The organism is Synechococcus sp. HJ21-Hayes, from assembly GCF_024345835.1.
Classification (GTDB): domain Bacteria; phylum Cyanobacteriota; class Cyanobacteriia; order PCC-6307; family Cyanobiaceae; genus Vulcanococcus.
Map to the genome: position 1 here is coordinate 44,902 of NZ_JAGQBW010000004.1, position 20,054 is coordinate 64,955.

General features: G+C 64.6%; 20 protein-coding genes. 3 read left to right on the forward strand and 17 right to left on the reverse strand.

Going from position 1 to position 20,054, the window contains the following annotated elements; translation table 11 throughout:
- The 16 genes from KBZ14_RS04530 to hisS form a co-directional block, all read right to left on the reverse strand.
- A complete protein-coding gene (locus tag KBZ14_RS04530; protein ID WP_255117125.1) occupies positions 1-999 on the reverse strand; it encodes an NAD-dependent epimerase/dehydratase family protein in 999 nt (332 codons plus the stop codon).
- Positions 999-2,231 (reverse strand): L-2-hydroxyglutarate oxidase, encoded by a 1,233-nt coding sequence (gene lhgO, locus KBZ14_RS04535; protein ID WP_255117126.1) that lies wholly within the window; start codon positions 2,229-2,231, stop codon positions 999-1,001. Before lhgO ends, KBZ14_RS04530 begins: the two co-directional genes overlap by 1 nt.
- Positions 2,228-4,012 carry an ABC transporter ATP-binding protein gene (locus tag KBZ14_RS04540; RefSeq protein WP_255117127.1) on the reverse strand — a complete coding sequence of 595 codons (1,785 nt, stop codon included), beginning with the start codon at positions 4,010-4,012 and terminating at the stop codon, positions 2,228-2,230. Before KBZ14_RS04540 ends, lhgO begins: the two co-directional genes overlap by 4 nt.
- Positions 4,013-5,125 (reverse strand): Gfo/Idh/MocA family protein, encoded by a 1,113-nt coding sequence (locus KBZ14_RS04545; RefSeq protein WP_255117128.1) that lies wholly within the window; start codon positions 5,123-5,125, stop codon positions 4,013-4,015. It abuts the gene before it with no gap.
- Positions 5,126-5,131: 6 nt separating this feature from the next.
- Positions 5,132-6,295 (reverse strand): DegT/DnrJ/EryC1/StrS family aminotransferase, encoded by a 1,164-nt coding sequence (locus KBZ14_RS04550; protein ID WP_255117129.1) that lies wholly within the window; start codon positions 6,293-6,295, stop codon positions 5,132-5,134.
- Positions 6,295-6,903 (reverse strand): acyltransferase, encoded by a 609-nt coding sequence (locus tag KBZ14_RS04555; protein ID WP_255117130.1) that lies wholly within the window; start codon positions 6,901-6,903, stop codon positions 6,295-6,297. Before KBZ14_RS04555 ends, KBZ14_RS04550 begins: the two co-directional genes overlap by 1 nt.
- Positions 6,904-6,922: 19 nt before the next feature.
- Positions 6,923-8,269, reverse strand: coding sequence for a nucleotide sugar dehydrogenase (locus tag KBZ14_RS04560; RefSeq protein ID WP_255117131.1), 1,347 nt, complete (start codon positions 8,267-8,269; stop codon positions 6,923-6,925).
- A gap of 9 nt (positions 8,270-8,278) precedes the next feature.
- Positions 8,279-9,301 carry an NAD-dependent epimerase gene (locus KBZ14_RS04565; RefSeq protein WP_255117132.1) on the reverse strand — a complete coding sequence of 341 codons (1,023 nt, stop codon included), beginning with the start codon at positions 9,299-9,301 and terminating at the stop codon, positions 8,279-8,281.
- Positions 9,302-9,557: 256 nt separating this feature from the next.
- Positions 9,558-10,088, reverse strand: a complete 531-nt coding sequence (locus KBZ14_RS04570; RefSeq protein WP_255117133.1) for a hypothetical protein — start codon at positions 10,086-10,088, stop codon at positions 9,558-9,560.
- A complete protein-coding gene (locus tag KBZ14_RS04575) occupies positions 10,085-10,684 on the reverse strand; it encodes a hypothetical protein (protein ID WP_255117134.1) in 600 nt (199 codons plus the stop codon). The genes KBZ14_RS04570 and KBZ14_RS04575 overlap by 4 nt, the downstream gene beginning before the upstream one ends.
- A 246-nt stretch (positions 10,685-10,930) precedes the next feature.
- Positions 10,931-11,977, reverse strand: coding sequence for a glycosyltransferase family 4 protein (locus KBZ14_RS04580; protein WP_255117135.1), 1,047 nt, complete (start codon positions 11,975-11,977; stop codon positions 10,931-10,933).
- Positions 11,978-12,142: 165 nt separating this feature from the next.
- The gene (locus KBZ14_RS04585; protein ID WP_255117136.1) at positions 12,143-12,322 is read right to left on the reverse strand and encodes a hypothetical protein; all 180 of its coding nucleotides are present in this window, start codon (positions 12,320-12,322) and stop codon (positions 12,143-12,145) included.
- Positions 12,323-12,351: 29 nt separating this feature from the next.
- Positions 12,352-13,113, reverse strand: a complete 762-nt coding sequence (locus tag KBZ14_RS04590) for a glycosyltransferase family 2 protein (RefSeq protein WP_255117137.1) — start codon at positions 13,111-13,113, stop codon at positions 12,352-12,354.
- Positions 13,110-13,532 (reverse strand): type II toxin-antitoxin system VapC family toxin, encoded by a 423-nt coding sequence (locus tag KBZ14_RS04595; protein ID WP_255117138.1) that lies wholly within the window; start codon positions 13,530-13,532, stop codon positions 13,110-13,112. The genes KBZ14_RS04590 and KBZ14_RS04595 overlap by 4 nt, the downstream gene beginning before the upstream one ends.
- Positions 13,522-13,752, reverse strand: coding sequence for a FitA-like ribbon-helix-helix domain-containing protein (locus tag KBZ14_RS04600; protein ID WP_255117139.1), 231 nt, complete (start codon positions 13,750-13,752; stop codon positions 13,522-13,524). Before KBZ14_RS04600 ends, KBZ14_RS04595 begins: the two co-directional genes overlap by 11 nt.
- Positions 13,753-13,770: 18 nt before the next feature.
- Positions 13,771-15,042, reverse strand: a complete 1,272-nt coding sequence (hisS, locus tag KBZ14_RS04605; RefSeq protein ID WP_255117228.1) for a histidine--tRNA ligase — start codon at positions 15,040-15,042, stop codon at positions 13,771-13,773.
- Between the two features lie 69 nt (positions 15,043-15,111).
- Here hisS and galE point away from each other — a divergent pair, with 69 nt between their 5' ends.
- Together galE and KBZ14_RS04615 are read left to right on the forward strand one after the other, a co-directional pair.
- Positions 15,112-16,146, forward strand: a complete 1,035-nt coding sequence (galE, locus tag KBZ14_RS04610) for a UDP-glucose 4-epimerase GalE (protein WP_255117140.1) — start codon at positions 15,112-15,114, stop codon at positions 16,144-16,146.
- Positions 16,089-17,015 carry a glycosyltransferase family 92 protein gene (locus KBZ14_RS04615; RefSeq protein WP_255117141.1) on the forward strand — a complete coding sequence of 309 codons (927 nt, stop codon included), beginning with the start codon at positions 16,089-16,091 and terminating at the stop codon, positions 17,013-17,015. The genes galE and KBZ14_RS04615 overlap by 58 nt, the downstream gene beginning before the upstream one ends.
- Here KBZ14_RS04615 and KBZ14_RS04620 read toward each other — a convergent pair.
- A complete protein-coding gene (locus tag KBZ14_RS04620) occupies positions 16,967-18,220 on the reverse strand; it encodes a tRNA nucleotidyltransferase/poly(A) polymerase family protein (protein ID WP_255117142.1) in 1,254 nt (417 codons plus the stop codon). The genes KBZ14_RS04615 and KBZ14_RS04620 overlap by 49 nt on opposite strands.
- 62 nt (positions 18,221-18,282) lie before the next feature.
- On the opposite strand from KBZ14_RS04620, the gene asnB reads away from it, so the two are divergent.
- Complete coding sequence (gene asnB, locus KBZ14_RS04625; RefSeq protein ID WP_255117143.1) at positions 18,283-20,010, forward strand: asparagine synthase (glutamine-hydrolyzing); 1,728 nt, start codon at positions 18,283-18,285, stop codon at positions 20,008-20,010.
- The last annotated feature ends 44 nt before the right edge of the window (positions 20,011-20,054 follow it).

Below are 20,054 nucleotides of genomic sequence, written 5' to 3' on the forward strand. Positions count from 1 at the left end.
TTAGGACACCCTCTGGGCAGAACGACGTGCATCTACCTCAGTTTTGTGAGCGGCCCGCCAATCGATCAAGCGCTGCAGACCTTCACGAAGCTCAATCGAGGCGGTGTATCCAATCTCCTCACTCGCTTTTTTAGGGCAACCGATCCGATTGCGCACCAGCGTGGCCTGGCTGCGTGGCGCATAGTTAATCGGCCGTTCACAGTCAGTGAGCTCCAAGAGGAGTTCAGTCAGTTGCTTGAGCGAGGTGCGGGTACCGGTACCGACGTTGTAAAAAGCGTCGCTGCTGCTGGCCTTCATGGCGCACACATTGGCTTGGGCACAATCTTCAACCGCCACAAAGTCGAACGCTTCGGAACCGTCGCCCAGGATGGTGGGGCTTTCGCCACGGTCAATTGCATCCAGCATCTTCATGATCACGGCAATGTACGCGCCCTGGTAGTCCTGGCGAGGTCCATAGACATTCATGTAGCGCAAGCCCACATAATCCAGGCCATAGCGATGATGAAACGATCTCAGCATCGCCTCTCCACAGATCTTGGTGGCTCCGTAGAAGTTTTTATTGTTGAATGGATGCGCCTCCGTCATCGGCTCACTCAGGGCATCGCCATACACCGATGCGGAGGAGGAATAAACCAATCGCTGCACGCCGGCCTTGATGCAGGCCTCCATTACATTGAAGACGCCAAGCACATTCACATCGAAAGCTGAACGCGGGAACTCATGGCATTGCAGAAGCCAAAGAGCGGCTAAATGGAAGACTCCATCGATGCCCTGCATCGCCGCTTCAAGAATATCCGCCTGTAGAATATCTCCGCCAATATCATACAGCTTGAAGCGAGGATCGTGGCGTGCATTTACCAGGTTCTCCATGCGTCCACGCACAAAGTTGTCGTAGACAATCACCTCACCTACATCCTCTCGCAGAAGAGCATCAACCGTGTGGGAGCCAATCAAGCCAGCGCCACCGATCACCAGGAGTTTCTTGCCGCGGATGTCCATTAGATGGAAGTGAAGGTCGATTGATCGAGGATGAGGTCGGCCAGAGCAAAACTGGCGGTGAAAGCGGGAGAGATGGCATTGAGCACATGGGTGCTCGCCTCGCCCTGCTCCAGCCTGAAGTCTTGCACCAAGGTGCCAGACCGCCGGTCGTAGAGTTGAGCACGGATGCCCACCTTCTCACTGGGGATCAGGTGTTCAGAGCGCAGCTCGGGGACAAGTGCCTGTACCGCCTTCAGGAAGAGCGGCTTGAGTCCGTGGAGCGCCTGCTCGCGGGCATAACGGCGGAACCCTCCGGCATTGCGCCACCACTGGCTGGCTAGGTCGCCCAGGAACTGGACGGCCATCCAGGGCTCCACTCCCTCCAGCCCCCGGTAGTTCTCCCTACCCCAAGCTGGGATGGCCGTTGGCCCCAGGCTGATGCTGCCATCCGGGCTCGGAGTGACATGCACCCCCAGGAATGGCACGTTCAGATCCGGAACCGGGTAGAGGTTGGTGGTGAAGTGGAAAGGGGCGCAAGGATCCAGCTGCCAGTACACGCCTTTGAACGGCAGCAAGGTGCACTGCTGGGCTAGCCCGAAGGCCTGCGCCACCCGATCGGCATGAAGACCGGTGGCATTGAAGAGATAGCCATAGGTCAGCACGTGCCCTGCCCAGGAACTGTTCTGTAGGGTCAAGGTTCTCGCTTCAGGTTGCACTCGGGCGATTCGTGTGCCGAGCTGAAAGACGACCCCCCTCTCCCTGAGCCTCTGCTGCAACCGCTGCAGCACCAGCTTGGGCTTGACCACGCAGGTTCCTGGGCTCCAGAGGGCTCGACCACTGGCCGTGAGACCATCGGGCACACGGCGCTGAAACTCCGCTCGATCGATCAGGTGAACCTCAGCCCCATTTGCTTGACCTCGCTTAAGCAGCAGGTCGAGCTGGCCATCCAGCTCCGGCGCCTGGGGCGCGATCACCTTACCACAGGCCAAAACTGGCAACCGTTCGGCCTCACACCAGGCACGCAACCGCCGTGCACCCTGCACACACACCTGCGCCTTGAGCGTGCCTGGGGGGTAATAAACTCCGGCATGCAGAACGCCACTATTGCGACCAGAGCTGTGGCGGCCGATTTCAGGTTCCTTGTCGATCACGACGATCGACAACCCGGGATGCCGTTCCAGGAGCTGATGGGCCAGAGCCAGACCCACCATGCCGCCGCCGAGGATGGCGATGTCTGCATGGACGGAGCTCATGGATTGTGGCGGGATACTTCCACCCCTTTCATTTGCCTGTGAATCCGTCCACCGAGCAATTCGATCACACGATCACAATTGGACACGGTGCTCAACCTGTGGGCAATCATCACCAAGGTGAGATTCCGGCTTAAGCCCTCTATGGCGTCCATCACCGCACGTTCGGTGCCGTTGTCGAGTGCGCTTGTCGCCTCATCAAAAACAAGCACGTTGGCCTCTTTGTAAAGCGCTCGCGCAATACCAATGCGTTGGCGCTGCCCGCCGCTGAGGCGAATGCCTCGTTCTCCCACCAATCCCTCATAGGCTTGATCATTAGCCTCAATGAAGCTGGCAATTTGAGCCTGATTCGCGGCACGGCGGACCCGCTCCATATCGATCTCATGAGGGTGCACTCCAAAGGCGATATTCTCTGCAATCGAGCTGTCTGCCAGATAAATGTCTTGGGGTACGTGGGCAATGGATGCTCGCCAAGAGTGAAGGCGCTCTGGATTCTTTCGTTCGTGAATGTCATCGCCGTCAACCAAAATCCTGCCAGACGTAGGCTCAAGTAGCCCCATCAACAGATCAGCCAAGGTGCTCTTGCCGCTGCCGGTACTGCCGATCACGCCGATCCGCTCACCTGGGAAAATCTCGAGGGCTAAATGACTGATAACCTCAGGCAGGTCTTCACCATAGCGAAAGCAGACAGTCTCAAGCTGCAGGCACTTCCGAAAAGACATTGGCGCCGCCAATCGCCCTCCGGCAGGCAATGGCTGCCGAAGCATTGCAAGGACGTCAGATAGAGCAGGGTTGTATGCCTTTAAGGCCGCCCAGCCGGTATACACTTGCTGGAGTGCTGGAAGCAAGCGTTGGGCGCCCAAAGCAAAGGCGCCGAGCACAGGAATGACGACGGTTCCACTGCCCCGCTGCAACACCAGAAGCCCACCCAGCAGAGCAAGAGCTACGGTACCCAAGGCTTCCAGAATATAACGGGGGAACGCTGATAAATATTGATTCTGGGCCTGCAACTGCCGCTGCGGTCGATCAGCTCGCCGGTAAATCTCCAGATAGGTCGGCTGGCTACCATCCAGCAAGACATCGCGAATGGCACCAAGCCCCTCCTGCAAAGCCTTGAGTTGCTGATTTGTCGCTACAGCGATTCTTTCACCGTTACTGCGGAGTTTCCAGCGGGTAGAGCCAGCCAGCCAGCCGTAGGCACCACCAAAAAGAATGGACACGACCAAGGCTACAGGCCAATCAATCAGCAGCAAACCGATCAGCAATCCAGTAGCTACAATGGCTGCTGTGATCAGCTGCAGCAGTGCATTGAGTGCAGCCACTGAAAGGTTGATTTGCGTAATGGTTGCTGTGATAACTGTGCTGCTGTTGCGCTGAAGATGGACTTCATAGGGCTGATAAAGCGTGCGCCTATAGGCCTCGCAACTCAGGTCGGACCCGACTGCGGCCGCCAGGCGACTATTCAACCACAGGTTCGCCAGCCGAACCACTGCAGCCAGCACCGCAACTGTTGCAAAGATTGCCATGGCTGGCAGGATCAGTTGCCTCGCCTCTGTGAGCCGCGCGGAGCTGGCAAGACCCTGCACTAAGGGCTGCTGCCAAAGTCTTGCAGGGTCACTGAGAACTGCCAGGAATGGCAGCACTGCGCCAAGCGAGGCGAGCTCTGCGACACCGCTGGCCAACATCATCAGGAGAAGTAGCCCCATCTGAATGCGGCGCCGTTGACTCAGATAGCCCCAGATTCCCTGCAGCAGAATAACTGTGGGCTCTGCTTTTTTGCTCACTCAGTACTCCATTGGCAGATGAACCGCGCGCCCATCCCGTGCTGAACGGTACGCCCCGATCAGCAGCTCCAGGCTGCGCAAGCCCTCGCGGCCGTCGCAGAGAGCATCCTCCTTGCCCTGCAATGCATCGAGCACATTGGCGTAATAAGGGGGATGGCCATAGCCATACACGCTGGTGGTGGCATAACTGGCCTGCTCCACCAGCGCATCGTCGGAGCTCTCATCAGCAAAGGCCCAGTGCTCGATCTGATTCACCGCCGGGCCTCCGATGCGCACCGTGCCGGTTTCTCCCAGCAGCGTGATAGAGCCCTCCAGGTTCTTGGGATAGGTGAGCATCGTTACGGCCATGGTACCCAGGGCGCCATTGCGCCAGCGCAGCTGCAGCGCCGCCGTGTCTTCCACTTCAATGACGCGGCCCAGGGTGGCGATCGAGGCACTGACGCTCTCCACAGGCCCAACCAGCCAGTCCAGCAGGTCCACGTAGTGACTGGCCTGGTTCATCAGGGCGCCGCCGTCAAACTCCCAGGTGCCGCGCCAGCTGTCCTGGTTGTAGTAGCTCTGCGGCCGCTGCCAGAACACGTTTACCGCCACCATCGCCAGCTTGCCGAAGCGCCCAGCCCGCAGCTGCCGTTTCACCAGCTGCAGGGTGCTGTTGAAGCGGTTCTGCTTCACCACAAACAGGCGCACACCAGCATCGTCGCAGGCCTTCACCATCTCCACCCCATCGGCCCAGCGGGTGGCCATCGGCTTTTCGGTGCAAACATGCAGGCCAACCTCAGCGGCGGCGATCGCCTGGCTTGGGTGCAGGCCGCTGGGGGTGGCCAACACCACCAGATCCACGGGAGTAATGTTGGTTTGCACAGCCGCGAGCAGCTCGCTATAGGTGCCGAATTGTGCAGAGTTCGTTGCGGCGCCGGGGTGCTCGGCACCAGCCTCGGTTACCAGCTGCTGGGCCTTATCCAGCCGCTCGGGCTGGGTGTCGCATATCGCCACCAGCTCGGCCCGGTCGTGGTGCAACGCGATGGCCTTGATGTGGTTTCGACTGATCCGGCCGCAGCCCACCAGGGCGATGCGGATGCGGCGATCGGTGATCGGAGCAATGGGATGGAGCATAAAATCTCAGATCACAGCTTTCTTTGGAACGGTGGAAGCCATGGCAGCGGCAACGGAAGCTGCAATCTGCTCCTGATCGGCCTCGCTCAAATAGGGATGCATCGGCAGGCTCAGCACTCGCTCTCTGGCAGACTGGGCAACCTGGCAGCCACAGATTTTCTGGCATTGCTGGGCGCAGGGGCCCTGCGCAGCCAGGGCTGGTTGCTCGCACAGCAGTGTCGGGTAGTGCACAGCCGTGGGAATGCCTTGCTCTTTCAAGGCGGCTTGCACCGCCGGCCGGTTGTTCACCTGAATCGTGTACTGGGCGTACACGCTGGTGTTGCCAGGCGCCAATTGCGGGGTGCTAGCGATCCCGACAGCCTGCAGCCTGGCGCTTAGTTCAACGCCGATTCGGCCGCGGAGCTCCACTTCCACCTCGAATAGCTCCAGCTTGGCCAGCACGATCGCCGCCTGCAGGGTGTCGATCCGCCCGTTCACACCCACGTCGGTGTGGAAGTAGCGGCTGCTCTGGCCGTGGCGCGAGATCCGTCGCATCCGCTCGGCCAACTCCCCATCCGACGTGAAGCAGGCACCGCCATCGCCGTAGCCGCCCAGGGGCTTGGAGGGAAAGAAGCTGGTGGTGCCGATCGTGCTGAGGCCACAGCTTCGTTGCCCATGGTGCGTCGCCCCGAAGCTCTGGGCGCCGTCTTCAATCACGGGGAGGCCGTGGCGCTTGGCGATGGCATTGATCGCCCCGAAGTCCGCCGGCTGGCCGTAGAGGCTCACTGGGATGATCGCCCTGGTGCGGGGCGTGATCGACTCCTCCAGTCGGTCGGGGTCAAGGTTGTAGGTGGCTGGATCGATGTCCACGTACACCGGCACCGCTCCTAGCAGGGCGATGGTCTCAGCGGTGGCGATGAACGAGAAGGGCGTGGTGATCACCTCATCGCCGGCCTGCACCCCCAGCGCCATAAGCGCGATAAGCAGGGCATCGGTGCCGCTGGCCACAGCCACGCAGTGGTCCACTCCCACATAGCCGGCCAGCCGCTGCTCCAGTTCTGCTACTTCCGGGCCAAGGATGTACTGGCCGTGCTCGAGCACCCCAGCAATGCGCGCATCGATCGCCTGGCGCAGGTTACGGCCGTCGGCCAACGGCTGGTGTTGCTGGGCCTTGAGATCAATGAACTGCATCAGGTTGGTTCTGCCGGGGTGCGCAACATCTGATCGCCCCGCAGCGTGTAGCGATCGCCGGTGTGGGGGCAGATCCATTCGCCTTGCCCCTGAAGCGGCAGCTCCACACGCTCGCCATAGGCACTCATCCAGCCCACCTGCCGTGCTGGCACCCCCACCATTAGAGAAAAGGATTTCACCGGACGATTCACCACCGCCCCGGCACCGATGAAAGCATGGTGGCCGATGCGGGTGCCGCACACGATCGTGCAGTTGGCCCCCAGCGTTGCCCCCCGCTCTACAAGCGTGTCGCGATAGGCATCTTTGCGGCTGACTGCCGAGCGCGGGTTGTACACATTGGTGAACACCATGCTAGGCCCGCAAAACACATCATCCTCCAGTGTCACGTTGTCGTACACCGAAACGTTATTCTGGATCTTGACGTTGTTGCCAATCCGAACCCAGTTTCCTACAAACACGTTCTGGCCAAACGAGCAGCGTTCGCCAATCACGGCTCCCGAGCAGATGTGCACCCAGTGCCAGACGCGGCTATTCGGGCCAATTATGGCTCCCTCGTCAATAATAGCTGAGGAGTGAATGGTTGCTGTGGGGTGAATCCCTGTATTCATGAGAAAGGAGATTGGCGCATCAAATCCGAATGGGCTCCAGCTCCCTGGGCACGATGCCCTTGAGATCCAGCATCACGCCGTTAGTGATCAACAGCTGCAGCCACTGCTCCGCCGACAGCTGCGCAAACTGTTGGTGAGCCACGGCGGCCACCACCGCGCCGTAGGTGTCCTGGGTCGGCATGGCGGGGTTGACGGTTAGACCGTATTCCCGTTGGGCCTCTTCCGGATCCACCCAAGGATCCACCACGTCCACCTCCATGCCGTAGCGCTGCAGGCCCTCGATCAGATCCACCACCTTGGTGTTGCGCAGGTCGGGGCAGTTCTCCTTGAACGTCAGACCCAGAACCAGCACTCGTGTTCCCACCACTGGCAAGCGCCGCTGGGCCAGCCCCAACACCAGCTGCTCGGCTAGCCAACGCCCCATGCCATCATTGATCCGCCGGCCCGCGAGCACCACCTGCGGGTGATAACCCAACTCCTCGGCTTTGTGGGTGAGGTAGTAGGGGTCCACGCCGATGCAGTGGCCTCCCACGAGGCCCGGGCGGAATGGGAGGAAGTTCCACTTGGTACCCGCCGCCTCCAGTACGTCCAGCGTGTCGATCCCCATCTGCCGGAAGATCAAAGCCAGCTCGTTCACCAAGGCGATGTTCAGGTCGCGCTGGGTGTTTTCAATCACCTTGGCAGCCTCCGCCACCTTCAGGCTCGGAGCCAGGTGGGTGCCGGCTTCGATGATCGAGCCGTAGAAGCCATCCACCCACGCCGCCGCTTCCGGCGTGCTGCCGCTGGTCACCTTGATGATCGTAGTGAGCTTGTGCTCGGAATCGCCCGGGTTGATCCGCTCGGGGCTGTAACCGCAGCAGAAAGATTCATTGAAGCGCAGGCCGGATTCACTTTCCAGGATCGGCACGCACACCTCCTCGGTGGCGCCGGGATACACCGTGCTCTCGTAGACCACCACCGGCATGGCGCTGGCACCCTGGGCGGCGCGGGCTTTGAGTACCTTGCCCACCGTGGCACTGGCCTTTTCCAGAGCCGTGAGATCGGGACGCTTGGCGCTATCGATCGGGGTGGGCACCGTCACCACGACAACATCGGCTGCAGCCAGCAGGGCTGGATCGGTGGTGAACTCCAGCAGCTGCGCACCCTGCAGCTCTTCGGCGCTGGTTTCGTTGGTGCGGTCATGGCCGGCACGCAGCTCCCTGAGACGCTGCTGATGGATGTCGAAACCGATCACCCGTCGGCGCAGCGGGGCGCCAGTGCGGCGGCAGGCCTGGGGTTTGGCGAATTCCACCGCCAGTGGCAGGCCCACATAGCCCAGGCCGATCACTGCCACGGTGCAAGTGTTGAGTTCAGGGAAGCGATTCACCAGTGCACCTCAAACGCCGTAAAAATCTTGATACCAGGCGACAAACCGAGCTACCCCCTCCGCTACGGGCGTGTTTGGCTTGAATCCCGTCCAGGCTTCCAGCGCTGAGGTATCGGCCGCTGTGGCGGGCACATCGCCGGGCTGCATCGGCAGGAACTGCTTTTCGGCGATGATCCCTAGGGCGTTCTCGATCGCCTCGATGTAGTCCATCAGCGGCGTGGGGTTGCTGTTGCCGATGTTGAACACCCGATGCGGCGCCCAGCTGGTTGCTGGATCCGGATTGGCGGGATCAAAGGCGGGATCGGGAGCAGCCGGTTTGTCGAGCACCCGAATCAGGCTATCGACGATGTCGTCGACATAGGTGAAATCGCGCACCATCTGACCGTTATTGAACACCTGGATTGGCCGGCCTTCCAGCATGGCTTTGGTGAACATGAACAAAGCCATGTCTGGCCGGCCCCAGGGGCCATATACCGTAAAGAAGCGTAGCCCCGTAGCCGCCAACCCATAGAGATGGCTGTAGGTGTGCGCCATCAGCTCATTGGCCTTTTTGCTGGCCGCGTAGAGGCTCACTGGGTGGTCGACACTCTGGTGCTCAGAAAAAGGCAGGTTGGCATTGCCGCCATACACACTGCTACTGGAGGCATATACAAGGTGTTCAATACCATGGTGGCGGCAGCTCTCCAAGATGTGGCCAAAGCCCACTAGATTTGCTTGGATATAGGCCGCTGGGTTTTCGATGGAGTAACGCACTCCAGCCTGGGCTGCCAGGTTCACGACCTGGGTGGGATTGTGCTCAACGAAAGCGGCGTTTACTGCCTGCTGATTCTCCAGATTGGCCTCAATCAGCTGAAAGCTGGTACCCGTTCGCGTTGCCGTGGTCTCTAACTGCTCCAACCGCGAGCGCTTAAGAGCTGGGTCGTAGTAGGGATTGAGGTTGTCAAGCCCTACCACCGGCGTACCCCGCTCCAGAAGCCGCGTACTTAGGTGGTAGCCAATAAACCCGACGGCACCCGTCACCAGAACAGTCATCGAGACAGGCAATACAACAAAGGGGCAGGGTTGTGCATATCAGCACTACAGTGGTGTGCCTAGCTCCGCACCGGGAGGGAGCAAAGCTCAACCACCTCGATCCGTACACCAAATAAGCCTCGCACATCCAGCTACTGGATGCCTAGGCCGTCCCGAGCCCAGCGAGACGTGGTTTTGGGTCTGCCCGTTCAGGCCACCGCCTTGAAGGGCCGTGCCACACCGATCGGCACCACCAGCAGCGGTGAGGTGGCATGGTCTATTCGACCAACCTTCCGTCGCGCCGCACCAGCGGCAACAGCTCTGGGCCGGGGCGGCCTTTCGGAACGCAGCACCAGCCGGGTAGCTGCTCCGCCTGGCACCAGAGAAGGATCACGTGAGCAGGAATTGCCAGGGTTGTTGCCTGCTCGCCATCAGCGATCACCTGCATGCAAGGCAGGGAGTGGTGGCTCTGATGCAGCGCTACCAGGTTGAGCCTGGCAGTGTGCGCATCCGCTGTGGTGCCCAGCACGGCCTGCAGAGGCAAAGACGCCTCCGGCAGCTTTTCACAACTCCAGGACTCCGGGATCAGGACAGCCCACAGGGCTGCGGCCACACCCGCCAGGTCTTCTGGCTCATGGATCTCCTGATGTCGGATCCATTCCGCCCAGGCCACCGTTGGGGTGCTGGCCAGGTAGTGCACAGGTTGATCACCGGCGCGATTCCAATGCCCCGCGGATTGGCCAGGGTTGGACCACAGGAATGGGTAGCGACGATCACAGACGCAAAAGCCCAGGCGCAACGGACTCAACTGGCCACCATGCCGAAGCTCGCCGACTGCGCCAAAGAAAAAATCGGTTGGATGGCGTTGTCGTCTGGATCCCATGGACCTTGGAGACGATCCAGGAGCGCCTGGCCATCAAGAGCAGCCCGGGGCCGCTGGAACCAACGGCGGATGCCCCAGGCGTTGTAGGTGCCCTCCAGCTGTTCGATCACCAAGGCCAACCAATGGAGCCGCACGGCGGTGAGATCCGGGCAGGGGCGCTCTCCTTTGGCATAGCGGCGCAACGACACCTGGCTGATCGCGAGCAGCCCAGCCAGCAGGTCGTCGTCGAGCACCTCGCGCACGCTCTGCCACTCCGTATCAGGCGACGGGCACTCCTCCAGGCGTTCGGAAACCTCGGCAAGAAGTTGATCGCGACTGGTACCGCCTGCCGGTTTCCGGGAGAGCCATTGCTGGGCTGCCTTGGTACAGATCCCCCGACGCAGCAAACCCTCCATCGCTGCCGCCGTTGTGGCCGAAGGCGCCACCACCCCCCATGCGCACCACGCGTGTACGGAACGGGCCTCGCTCACCGGCGTGGGCATTGGCCGAGCTCGCTTGGCCTTCAAACGGATCACACTCATGATCCGATCTTGCTCCGGTTGCGAGCCTGCCCGCGAAACCAATGACCCCGTGCAGGGCTCTGTCACAGCACGGGGTGTGGGCGGCACTGCCGAAGCCAACACCGAATCTCTACACCCTTGAGCAGGGGCTGCAATCGTGATCGCCGACGCCAGCCCGCTGATCGCACCGCGGTGATCCAGGCCGTGCCAAAGAGACCTCGGGACATCCCCCTCCGCCGAATTGGAAAGCGATGTGAAGATTGGGGATCACGCTGCCCCGCTCAGGCTTTCCAGCAAAGCCCGAGTGGCCGCCGCCGTGCCCGCCCAGCTGAACTGCGCAGCACGCTCCAGCCCCTGGCGGCGGCACTGCTCCTGCAGGCTGGGCTGATCGAGCAGGCGGCGCAGGGCCTGGCTCAGGGCATCGGTGTGGGCCGGATCCACCAGCAGGGCCGCATCACCTGCCACCTCCTCAGTGCCCGAGCCCACGCTGGTGATCACCGACGTGCCACAGGCCATGGCCTCCAGCACCGGCAGCCCGAAGCCCTCCCACAGGCTCGGATAAACCAAGGCCAGCGCCCCCCGGTAGAGATCGGGCAAGGCGCTGGCCGGCACGTAGGCCCGAAACTCCACTCGCAGCTGCAGTCCCAGCTCGGCCACCAGCGCCTGGAGTTGCGGGGTCTCCGTGGGATGGGGCTTGCCCGCGAGCACCAGCCGCAGCTCGGGATGGGCGGGCGCCACCTGGGCAAAGGCCTGGAGCAAGCGCCGCAGATTCTTGTGGGGGTAGGCCTGGCCCACGTGCAGCAGGTAGGGCTGCTGGGGGATCGGCCCCTGGGGATCGCCAGGGGTGAAGTGCTGGGCGTCGTAACCGAGGGGAATCACCGTGATGCGGTCGGTCGGCAGGCCAGTACAGCGCTGAATTTCTCCGGCCGTGAATTGCGAATTGGTGAGCACATGCCGAGCTGCCCGCAACAACGGCGGCACCCAGCTGCGGAAATAGAGGCTCTGCAGCGAGCGCTCCGGGTGACTGATCGGCCGCAGGTCGTGCACCATCACCATCTGGGGGATGGTCTGCGGCCCCAGATAGCCCTCCGGTGCGGGCGTGAAAATCAGCGAGGCACCATGCCGCCTGGCGAGGCGCGGCAGCTCGAGCTGGGTCCAGGCCAGGCGCTTCAGACGTTGGCTGGCGCTGCCCTCCTCGCCACCGGGAATCAGCACATGGGGCAGTTGCTGCAACTCCGGCAGCACCGCATTGGCATACACGCCGATGCCCGTGGGCTGGCGCAGCACCGGGCGGTAGTTGAGCAGCAGGGTCATGGCAGCACCTGCTCGGCCAACCTCAACGGGCGCTGATCACAACTCAACACCGTGGCCGCCTCACGACGCGCGAGTGTCAGAGCTTCTGCCTGCAGATGCCGATCCGGCTCCTGAGGATCAACCCCTGCCGGCAACGCTGAGGCGTCAATCACACAAACGCCCACCTCAGCGCTCGCGATCGGCCCGCACCATCACCTCGGGCGACTCCGGCCATTCCACCCTTGGCAGCTGACGCCAAAGATTTTTCAGGCGCACCTGCGCATCGAGTCGGTGATGCCGGCACGCACGCAGCTGCAACTGGCGATGCGCCGCATCCGGCATGTCTCGAATCTGGAGGGATGCCATTACAACAACCTAGCCACCTAATGCTCGGGTCAGGCCAGCCCGATCAGACGGCGGCGGCCGTACTTAGCCCAGTTCAGCGTCCAGCAGGCGGCGCTCAGGGGTGCGCCCAGGTGGCGGCGCTGGGCCCGGAAGGTTTCCGCGTACACCTGGCCGATGCGGGTGTGGCTCACGCCGGCCTGCACCACCTTGAGGATCGGATCGCTGGTGTGCACCGTGCGCAGATCCGGCGGCAGCCGCAGGAACCACTCGTAATCGCCACAGATGCGGAAGCTGGCATCGAACGGGCCCAGGCGCTCGAATAGCTCGCGGCGCACCAACATGCCTGGGTGAGCAATGTTCATCGACTGGCGCATGCGCTGCCACTGCCAGCCTGAGCCCCAGTGGCGCAGGAACCGGCCGTCGGCGGCGTGATAAGCGTTGCGGGCGGTGATCAAATGGACACCGGTGGCTGCGAGGGCCGCGATGCGCTCCAGGCTGTGGGGATCGAGGAACAGATCGTCGGCGCCGATGAAGCTCAGGTAGTGGCCCTGCGCCAGCGGCAGACCCCGGTTCCAGGCGTCGTAGATGCCGCTGTCGGGCTGGCTGCTCCAGATCACCTGCCCAGGGCTAGAGAACCGCTGCTGGAAGGCCTCCACCAGTTCAGCCGTGCCGTCCTGGGAGGCGTTGTCGAGCAGCAAGAGCTCCCAGTGGCTGAAGCTCTGGGCCGCCAGGCTCTCCAGGAAGGCCGCCAGCTGGGGCGCGCAGTTCCAGGTGGCCACCAGGATCGAGAGCTGGGGGTTCTGGGAACTCACTGAACACACCCACAACGACGGGCGGCCTGATGCAATTGCTGATCCGCGGTGATCAGGCAAGCCTTGTCGCGCAATGCCAAGGCCAGATACAGAGCGTCGTACGCGCTGAGTTGATGCTGAGTTGCCAACTGCAAGGCCATGCCACACAGGCTGCCTGCAGGCTCTGCGCGAATGGGCAGCTGGCAGAGATCAGCCTGCAGCTCAATGGCTTCTTCAGCCGAGAGCAAACCTCGCTTCAGCTGCTTGAGCAGCACGGATGTGCACTCGATCCAGAGAAGATCCGGCGCCAGCAACCAGGCATCCCCTCTGCACCCCCGCTCAACGGCAGACTCAAGCCTTGGAGGTAGGGCGCCATCTACCAGAAAGAGCCGCAAAACAGCTGAGGCATCGAGCACAAACAGATCGGGCTCAACGCTCACGATCGCTCCGAAGATCGTCCAGAAGATCAGGGAATGAGCGGCCTTGAAGCCGCTCTCGCCACTGGTGCACCGAGACCAACATCTGCGGCCGTGCGCCACGCACTTCGCGCTCCAGCATCAAGCGAGCCTGTTCCTGCATGCTGCGATGGTTGAGGGCCGCCAGTTCTCGCAGGCCCTCGTACACCTCATCCGGAATTCCTCGCAGGCTCAACGAAGCCATCACGGCACTCTGGTGATCTCAAAATGCTACCGGCTTCAGCCGCTCAAGCAGCCCGGCTAGATCAGCGAGGGGAAACGCCATCTCCTCCGCAGCTTGCCCGCGCAGCGGCTGGAGCAGCACCACGCCCCGCTCCAGCTCGCCCTCGCCGAGCACGGCGGCCCAGGTGGCGCCGCTGCGGTTGGCTCTCTTGAACTGCTTACCGAAGGCCGAGCCGCTGGCATCCAGCTCCACACTGAGGCCCGATCGGCGCAGCTGGCGGGCCAGCACCGAGGCGGCCGCCTCGGCGGCCTCGCCGCGATTCACGAGATAGAGATCCGGCGCAGGGGCCGGGTTGGCTTCCCCCTGGGCCAGCAGCAGCACCAGCCGCTCCATCCCCAGGGCCCAGCCGATGGCGGGGGTGGGGTCACCACCCAGCTGCTCCACCAGGCCGTCGTAGCGGCCGCCGCCGCACACGGTGGCCTGGGCCCCCAGCTGGCTGGAGGTGATCTCAAAGGCAGTGTGGCTGTAGTAGTCGAGCCCGCGCACCAGCCGGGGATTGAGCGTGAAGGGGATCTCCAGGGCCGCCAGGCCCGCCTTCACCAGCTCAAAGCGCTCGCGGCTCTCGGGGGCCAGGGCATCCGCCAGCGTGGGGGCACCGGCCAGCAGCTCCTGGGTGGTGGCGTTCTTGGAATCGAGGATGCGCAGGGGATTGCGCTCCAGCCGGTCTTGCGAATCGGGATCGAGCTGTTCGCGGTGCTGCTGCAGAAAAGCCACCAGCTGCTCGCGGTAGCGGGCCCGATCGGCGCCGCTGCCGAGGGTGTTCAGCTCCAGCGCCAGGCCCTGCACGCCCAGATCCGCCAGCAGATCCCAGGCGATGGCGATTGCCTCCACATCGGAGCGGGCGTCGGCGAAGCCGAGCAGTTCCAGGCCGATCTGGTGGAACTGGCGCTGGCGGCCGGCCTGGGGGCGCTCATAACGGAACATCGGCCCGCCATACCAGAGCCGTTGCGGCCCCTGGCTCAGCAGGCCGTGCTGGATCACGGCCCGCACCACCGAGGCCGTGCCCTCCGGCCGCAGGGTGCAGCTGCGATCACCGCGATCGGTGAAGGTGTACATCTCCTTGCCCACCACATCGGTGGCCTCGCCGATGCCGCGGGCGAACAGCTCCGTGGCCTCCAGCAGCGGGGTGCGGATCTCCTGCACAACGGCGCGGCGGAAGTGCTCGTGGGCCGTGGCCTCCACCCGCTGCCACAGGGGTGTCTGCCCCGGCAGCAGATCCACCATGCCCCGCATGCACTGCAATTTCGCCACCATCAGCCCATCGCTGAAAGCCAGTCTGCAGGGGAGCCCTAGCCTCACAGCGCAACGCCCCCAACCGCTGTGGCCCAGCTCCTGATCACCGGCGGTGCCGGCTTCATCGGCAGCCACACCTGCCTAGTTCTGCTGGAGGCGGGCCACAGCCTGGTGGTGCTCGATAACTTCGCCAACAGCTCCCCCGAAGCGCTGCGGCGAGTGGCTGAGCTGGCGGGCCCCACCGCAGGCCAGCGGCTGCAGGTGCTGGAGGGCGACATCCGCAGCCCGGCTGATCTGGATCGCGCCTTTCGCATGGGCGCCATGGAGGCCGTGATCCACTTCGCCGGGCTCAAGGCCGTGGGCGAATCGGTGGCCCATCCCCTGCGCTATTGGGATGTGAACCTGGCCGGTAGCCGCTGCCTGCTTGCCGCCATGCAGGCCCACAACTGCCGCACCATTGCCTTCAGCAGCAGCGCCACCCTCTACGGCATGCCGGAGCAGGTGCCGATCCCCGAAACCGCGCCGATCCGCCCGATCAACCCCTACGGCCACAGCAAAGCGGCCGTGGAGCAGCTGCTGGCCGATCTGGCCGCCAGTGAAGCGGGTTGGCGCATCGCCCGGCTGCGCTACTTCAACCCCGTGGGGGCCCACCCCAGCGGCCGCATCGGCGAAGACCCCAACGGCATCCCCAACAACCTGTTCCCCTTCGTGAGCCAGGTGGCCGTGGGCCGGCGCCAGCAGCTGGAGGTGTTTGGCGGCGACTGGCCCACCCCCGATGGCACCGGCGTGCGCGATTACATCCACGTGATGGACCTGGCCGAGGGCCACCGCAGCGCCGTGGAGCACCTGCTGAGCCAGGGCCCCCAGCTGCTCAGCCTCAACCTCGGCAGCGGCAGCGGCCACTCGGTGCTGGAGGTGGTGCAGGCCTTTGCCCAGGCCAGCGGCCGGCCGGTGCCCTACGCCGTGGTGGATCGCCGCCCCGGCGATGCCGCCACCACCGTGGCCGATCCAAGCCTGGCAGCAGACGTGCTGGGCTGGCGCACCCGCCGCAGCCTGGCGGACATGTGCCGCGACGGCTGGGCCTGGCAGAGCGCCAATCCCCAGGGCTACGGCGCCGCGTGAAGGCCCAGCGGATCCTGCGGGAAGCCACCGCCTGTCTCGCCTCGCTGCGCTGGCACAAGCCCCATCAACTGGCGGTGCTGGCCCTGTTCAAGAACGAGGCCCACGTGTTGGCCGAATGGGTGGAGCACTACGCCGCCGAGGGGGCCACGGCTATCCACTTGGTGAACAACAACAGCACCGACAACTACCTCACCCCGCTGGCTCCCTTCCTCGCCAGCGGCCTGGTCACGCTCCACCACGACAGTCGCCTGCATGCCCAGCGCACGATCTACAACGAGCAGCTCCAGCGCCTGCGGCCCCTCTGCCACTGGCTACTGGTGTGCGATCTCGACGAGTTCGTGTATGCCCGCGGCAGCCATCAGCGCTGCGTCGATGCGTTGCGGCAGCTCAGCCCCCTGGTGAGCAGCGTGCAGATCCCCTGGAAGATGTTCGGCTCCTCCGGCCATGGGCGGCAACCGGCCGAGGGAGTGCGGGCAGGCTTCATCCACCGGGCCAATGCCGACAACCGGCTGCAGCCCCATCCCTGCATGCCCACTCCCCACGCGATCGCCGGCAAAACCATCGCCCGCAGCTCCCGCATCCGCAGCCTCGATGTACACAGCTGCAACCTGCTCTGGGGCCGGCGCATCCTTCCCGATGGCAGCCCCGCCCGGCGCGGCAGCTTCCAGCCCATCAGCGAGGCGTTACTCACCCGCAGCGCGTTGCATCTCAACCACTACGCCATCCAATCTGAGGAGCTGTTCCGCAGCGTGAAGATGAGCCGCGGCGATGTAAACAGCACCGACTACAGCAACGTGCGCGATCTAGCCTACTTCCACCGCTACGACGTGAACGAACTACGGGATGAGGAACTGGCCAGGCGGTGCTGATCCAGCCGCTCCGCCCGCAGTTGCCGCAGGCGTTCCCCCAGGGCCGGCCCCGGATTCAGGCCCTCCTGGGCCATCAGCTCCGCAGCGCTGAGGGGAGCGGGCACATGCCGCCAGTGGGCCCACCAGTGCAGCAGCGGCCGCCTGGGACCAATCCCAGTGGCCAGGGCCAGGGCCACCGCCTCAGGGCTGAGGCCCGGGGCCTCGAGCAGGGCGCACCAGGCCGAGGGACAGCCGGGTAAGGGCTCGGCCAGCCGCCGGCGCAGCTCCAGCCATTGGGCCAGAAGTTTGTGCTGGCGATGGGGCAATTGCAGTCGCTCCGCCAGGGCCAGCGGGTCCGCCGCACCCGCCACCAGGGCCGCCAGCAGTGGCAGGCCCAGCCGCTGGGCCCAGGCCAGGCGGCGGCGCCAGTGGCGATCGGCCTGGAGCTGGGCATCGAGCAGAGCCATCCCACCCCAACCCTGCAGGGCCGCCAGGGCCTGGCACCAGGGCTCCCGCTCCAGCAAGAGCTCCAACTCCATCCGCAACCGCGTGCCCAGGGCGGGCGGCGCCTGGGTTGGGTCGTCTCCTGGCGTCCAGGCCCAGGGCCAGGCCGCCAGGGTGGCGGAGGCCTGCTGGGCGCTCTCGGGCGCCAGCGCAAACCCCAGCCGAGCGCTGTAGCGGGCCGCCCGCAGTAGCCGGGTGGGATCGTCGCGCAGGCTGTGGGGATGGAGCAGCCGCAGCTGCCGGCGGGCCAGATCCGCCTGGCCGCCATGGGGATCCAGCAACACGGCACCAGAGCCATCCCCCGCCAGCAGCAGGGCCATGGCATTCACGCTGAAGTCGCGCCGGGCCAGGTCGTCGTCGAGGCGACCGAGCTGAACGCTGGGGTTCTCGGCCGGCTGGGGGTACACCTCCTGGCGGGCGGAGGCCAGATCCACGAGCCAGGCTCCGCCGCCTGGCAACCGCAGCTCCAGCTCCACCGTGCCGAAAGCACCATGGGCGCGCGCGCTGGCCGGCAGCTGCAGCCGTTCCACCAGCGCAGCCGCCTGACCCTCCACCACCAGATCGAGATCCGGCAATCCGCGCCAGGGGTCGTTGTGCACGCGGTGCAGCAGCAGATCGCGCACGGCACCGCCCACCAGCGCCAGCCGCTGGCCCGCCGCCACAGCGATCAGGGCCTGAACAAGCTGGGGCGGAACGCCAGGGATCTCCACGGCACGTGCCACGAACCGTGGCCTTCAAGGCAGCATCATGGCGAAGACCCTGCCCTGGCAACAGACGGCAAGCCATGTGCGGACTGTTCGGCAGTGTGGGGCTGGCACTGACGCCAACGCAGCAGAGAGCCGCCATCAATGCCCTGCGCGGCCGCGGCCCCGACAGCCAGGGGCAATGGAGCGATGGCCAGGCAACGCTGCTGCACACCCGCCTGGCCATCCAAGACCTCTCCCCCCTGGGACACCAGCCGATGGCATCGCCCAGCGGCGATCTTGTGCTGGTGTTCAACGGGGAGATCTACAACCAGCAGGAGCTGCGGCGCGAGCTGGAAGGCCACGGCCGGAGCTTCCACTCCCACAGCGACACCGAGGTGCTGCTGCAGGGCCTGCGGCAGTGGGGATCAGGCCTATGGGACCGCCTCAACGGCATCTTTGCCGTGGCGGCCTGGGAGCCCCAACAGCAGCGGCTCACCCTGGCCCGCGATGGCTTCGGCGTGAAACCGCTGCTGTGGCATCGGGATGGCAACAGCTGCGCCTTTGGCTCCGAACTCAGCGCCTTCGAGGCCACCGGCCTCGCCAGCCGGCGCCAACTCAACCCGGATGCCCTGGACAGCTACAGCTTCTGGGGCGCGGTGACGGCACCCGCCAGCCTGCTGGCCGGTGTGGAGGTGTTCCCGGCGGGGCACTGGGGCCACTGGACGGCGGAGCGGGGCTGGCAGCTGCAGCGCTTCGATGACAGCCAGGCCCCCCTGGCCGCGGTGCCCACCAGCCTCCCGGAGGCCACCGCGGCGGTGGAGCAGGCCCTGCAGCAGGCCGTGACACGCCAGGTGATCGGCGATGTGCCGGTGGGCCTGTTCCTCAGCGGCGGCCTCGATTCGGGCCTGCTGGGGGCCCTATTGCGGGAGCAGCACGGCGGCACGATCCACAGTGTGTCGGTGGGGTTCCGCAACCTGCCCGGGGCGGTGGACGAGAGCAACCTGGCCGAAGCCACGGCTCGGCAGCTGCATCTCAGCCACACCACGCTGCGGATCGGCAGGCCCGAGCTGGAGGCCAGCTTCGATGGCTTCCTCGACGCCATCGACCAGCCGAGCATCGATGGATTCAACAGCTTCCTGGTGGCCAGGGCCGCCGCCGCCGGGGGCATGCGGGTGGCCTTCTCCGGGCTGGGCGCCGATGAGCTGTTCGGCGGCTACGGCCACATGGGCAGCCTGGATGCTCGAGCGCTGCTGCGGGTACGCCGCATCCATGGCCACGGGCTGCCCCGGCACCGGCAGCGTCAGCTGATCGCGCAGCAGGCCCAGCTGGTGCCCGGAGGCCAGGCCCATGGCGGCCCCGTGGTGCCGCTCCGCAACTGCAGCCAGCTGGAGCTAGCTGGCTACCTGCAGAACACCCTGCTGCGCGATGGCGATGCGGTATCCATGCACCACGGCCTGGAGCTGCGCGTGCCCTTCCTCGATCGGGATCTGGTGCAGCTGGCCCTGGCGATCCCGGAACCCCTGCACCGGGCCGAAGGCCCGAAAACCCTGCTGCGGTGCCTGGCAGCAAGGCGTTTGCCGGCCGAGGTGCTCTCGGCGCCAAAGCGGGGGTTCAACCTCGCCCTGGCCCCCTGGCTTCAGGGCGCACCACGCTTTGCGCCACGCCGAATTCTGGGCCTGCTGCACCGGCACCTGAGCCCCCAGGGACTGCGCGTGGGCCGCCGGGGCTTCTGGGGCAGCTGGGCCCTGCTGCAGAGCAGCGGCCGCTGGGGGCCCTACTGGCGCTGGGTGGTGCTGGCTGAGTGGCTGGAACGGGGTGGGTTCTAACGAGCTGTTGATGCGAAGGCCGTGAGGGCGGATCTTGCGGCCGC

Coding starts and splice junctions, on each gene's coding strand:
- KBZ14_RS04530 (WP_255117125.1), bottom strand. CDS start 999: ATGGACATCCGCGGCAAGAAACTCCTGGTGATCGGTGGCGCTGGCTTG.
- lhgO (WP_255117126.1), bottom strand. CDS start 2,231: ATGAGCTCCGTCCATGCAGACATCGCCATCCTCGGCGGCGGCATGGTG.
- KBZ14_RS04545 (WP_255117128.1), bottom strand. CDS start 5,125: ATGCTCCATCCCATTGCTCCGATCACCGATCGCCGCATCCGCATCGCC.
- KBZ14_RS04550 (WP_255117129.1), bottom strand. CDS start 6,295: ATGCAGTTCATTGATCTCAAGGCCCAGCAACACCAGCCGTTGGCCGAC.
- KBZ14_RS04555 (WP_255117130.1), bottom strand. CDS start 6,903: ATGAATACAGGGATTCACCCCACAGCAACCATTCACTCCTCAGCTATT.
- KBZ14_RS04565 (WP_255117132.1), bottom strand. CDS start 9,301: ATGACTGTTCTGGTGACGGGTGCCGTCGGGTTTATTGGCTACCACCTA.
- KBZ14_RS04575 (WP_255117134.1), bottom strand. CDS start 10,684: ATGAGTGTGATCCGTTTGAAGGCCAAGCGAGCTCGGCCAATGCCCACG.
- KBZ14_RS04580 (WP_255117135.1), bottom strand. CDS start 11,977: ATGACCCTGCTGCTCAACTACCGCCCGGTGCTGCGCCAGCCCACGGGC.
- KBZ14_RS04585 (WP_255117136.1), bottom strand. CDS start 12,322: ATGGCATCCCTCCAGATTCGAGACATGCCGGATGCGGCGCATCGCCAG.
- KBZ14_RS04600 (WP_255117139.1), bottom strand. CDS start 13,752: ATGGCTTCGTTGAGCCTGCGAGGAATTCCGGATGAGGTGTACGAGGGC.
- asnB (WP_255117143.1), top strand. CDS start 18,283: ATGTGCGGACTGTTCGGCAGTGTGGGGCTGGCACTGACGCCAACGCAG.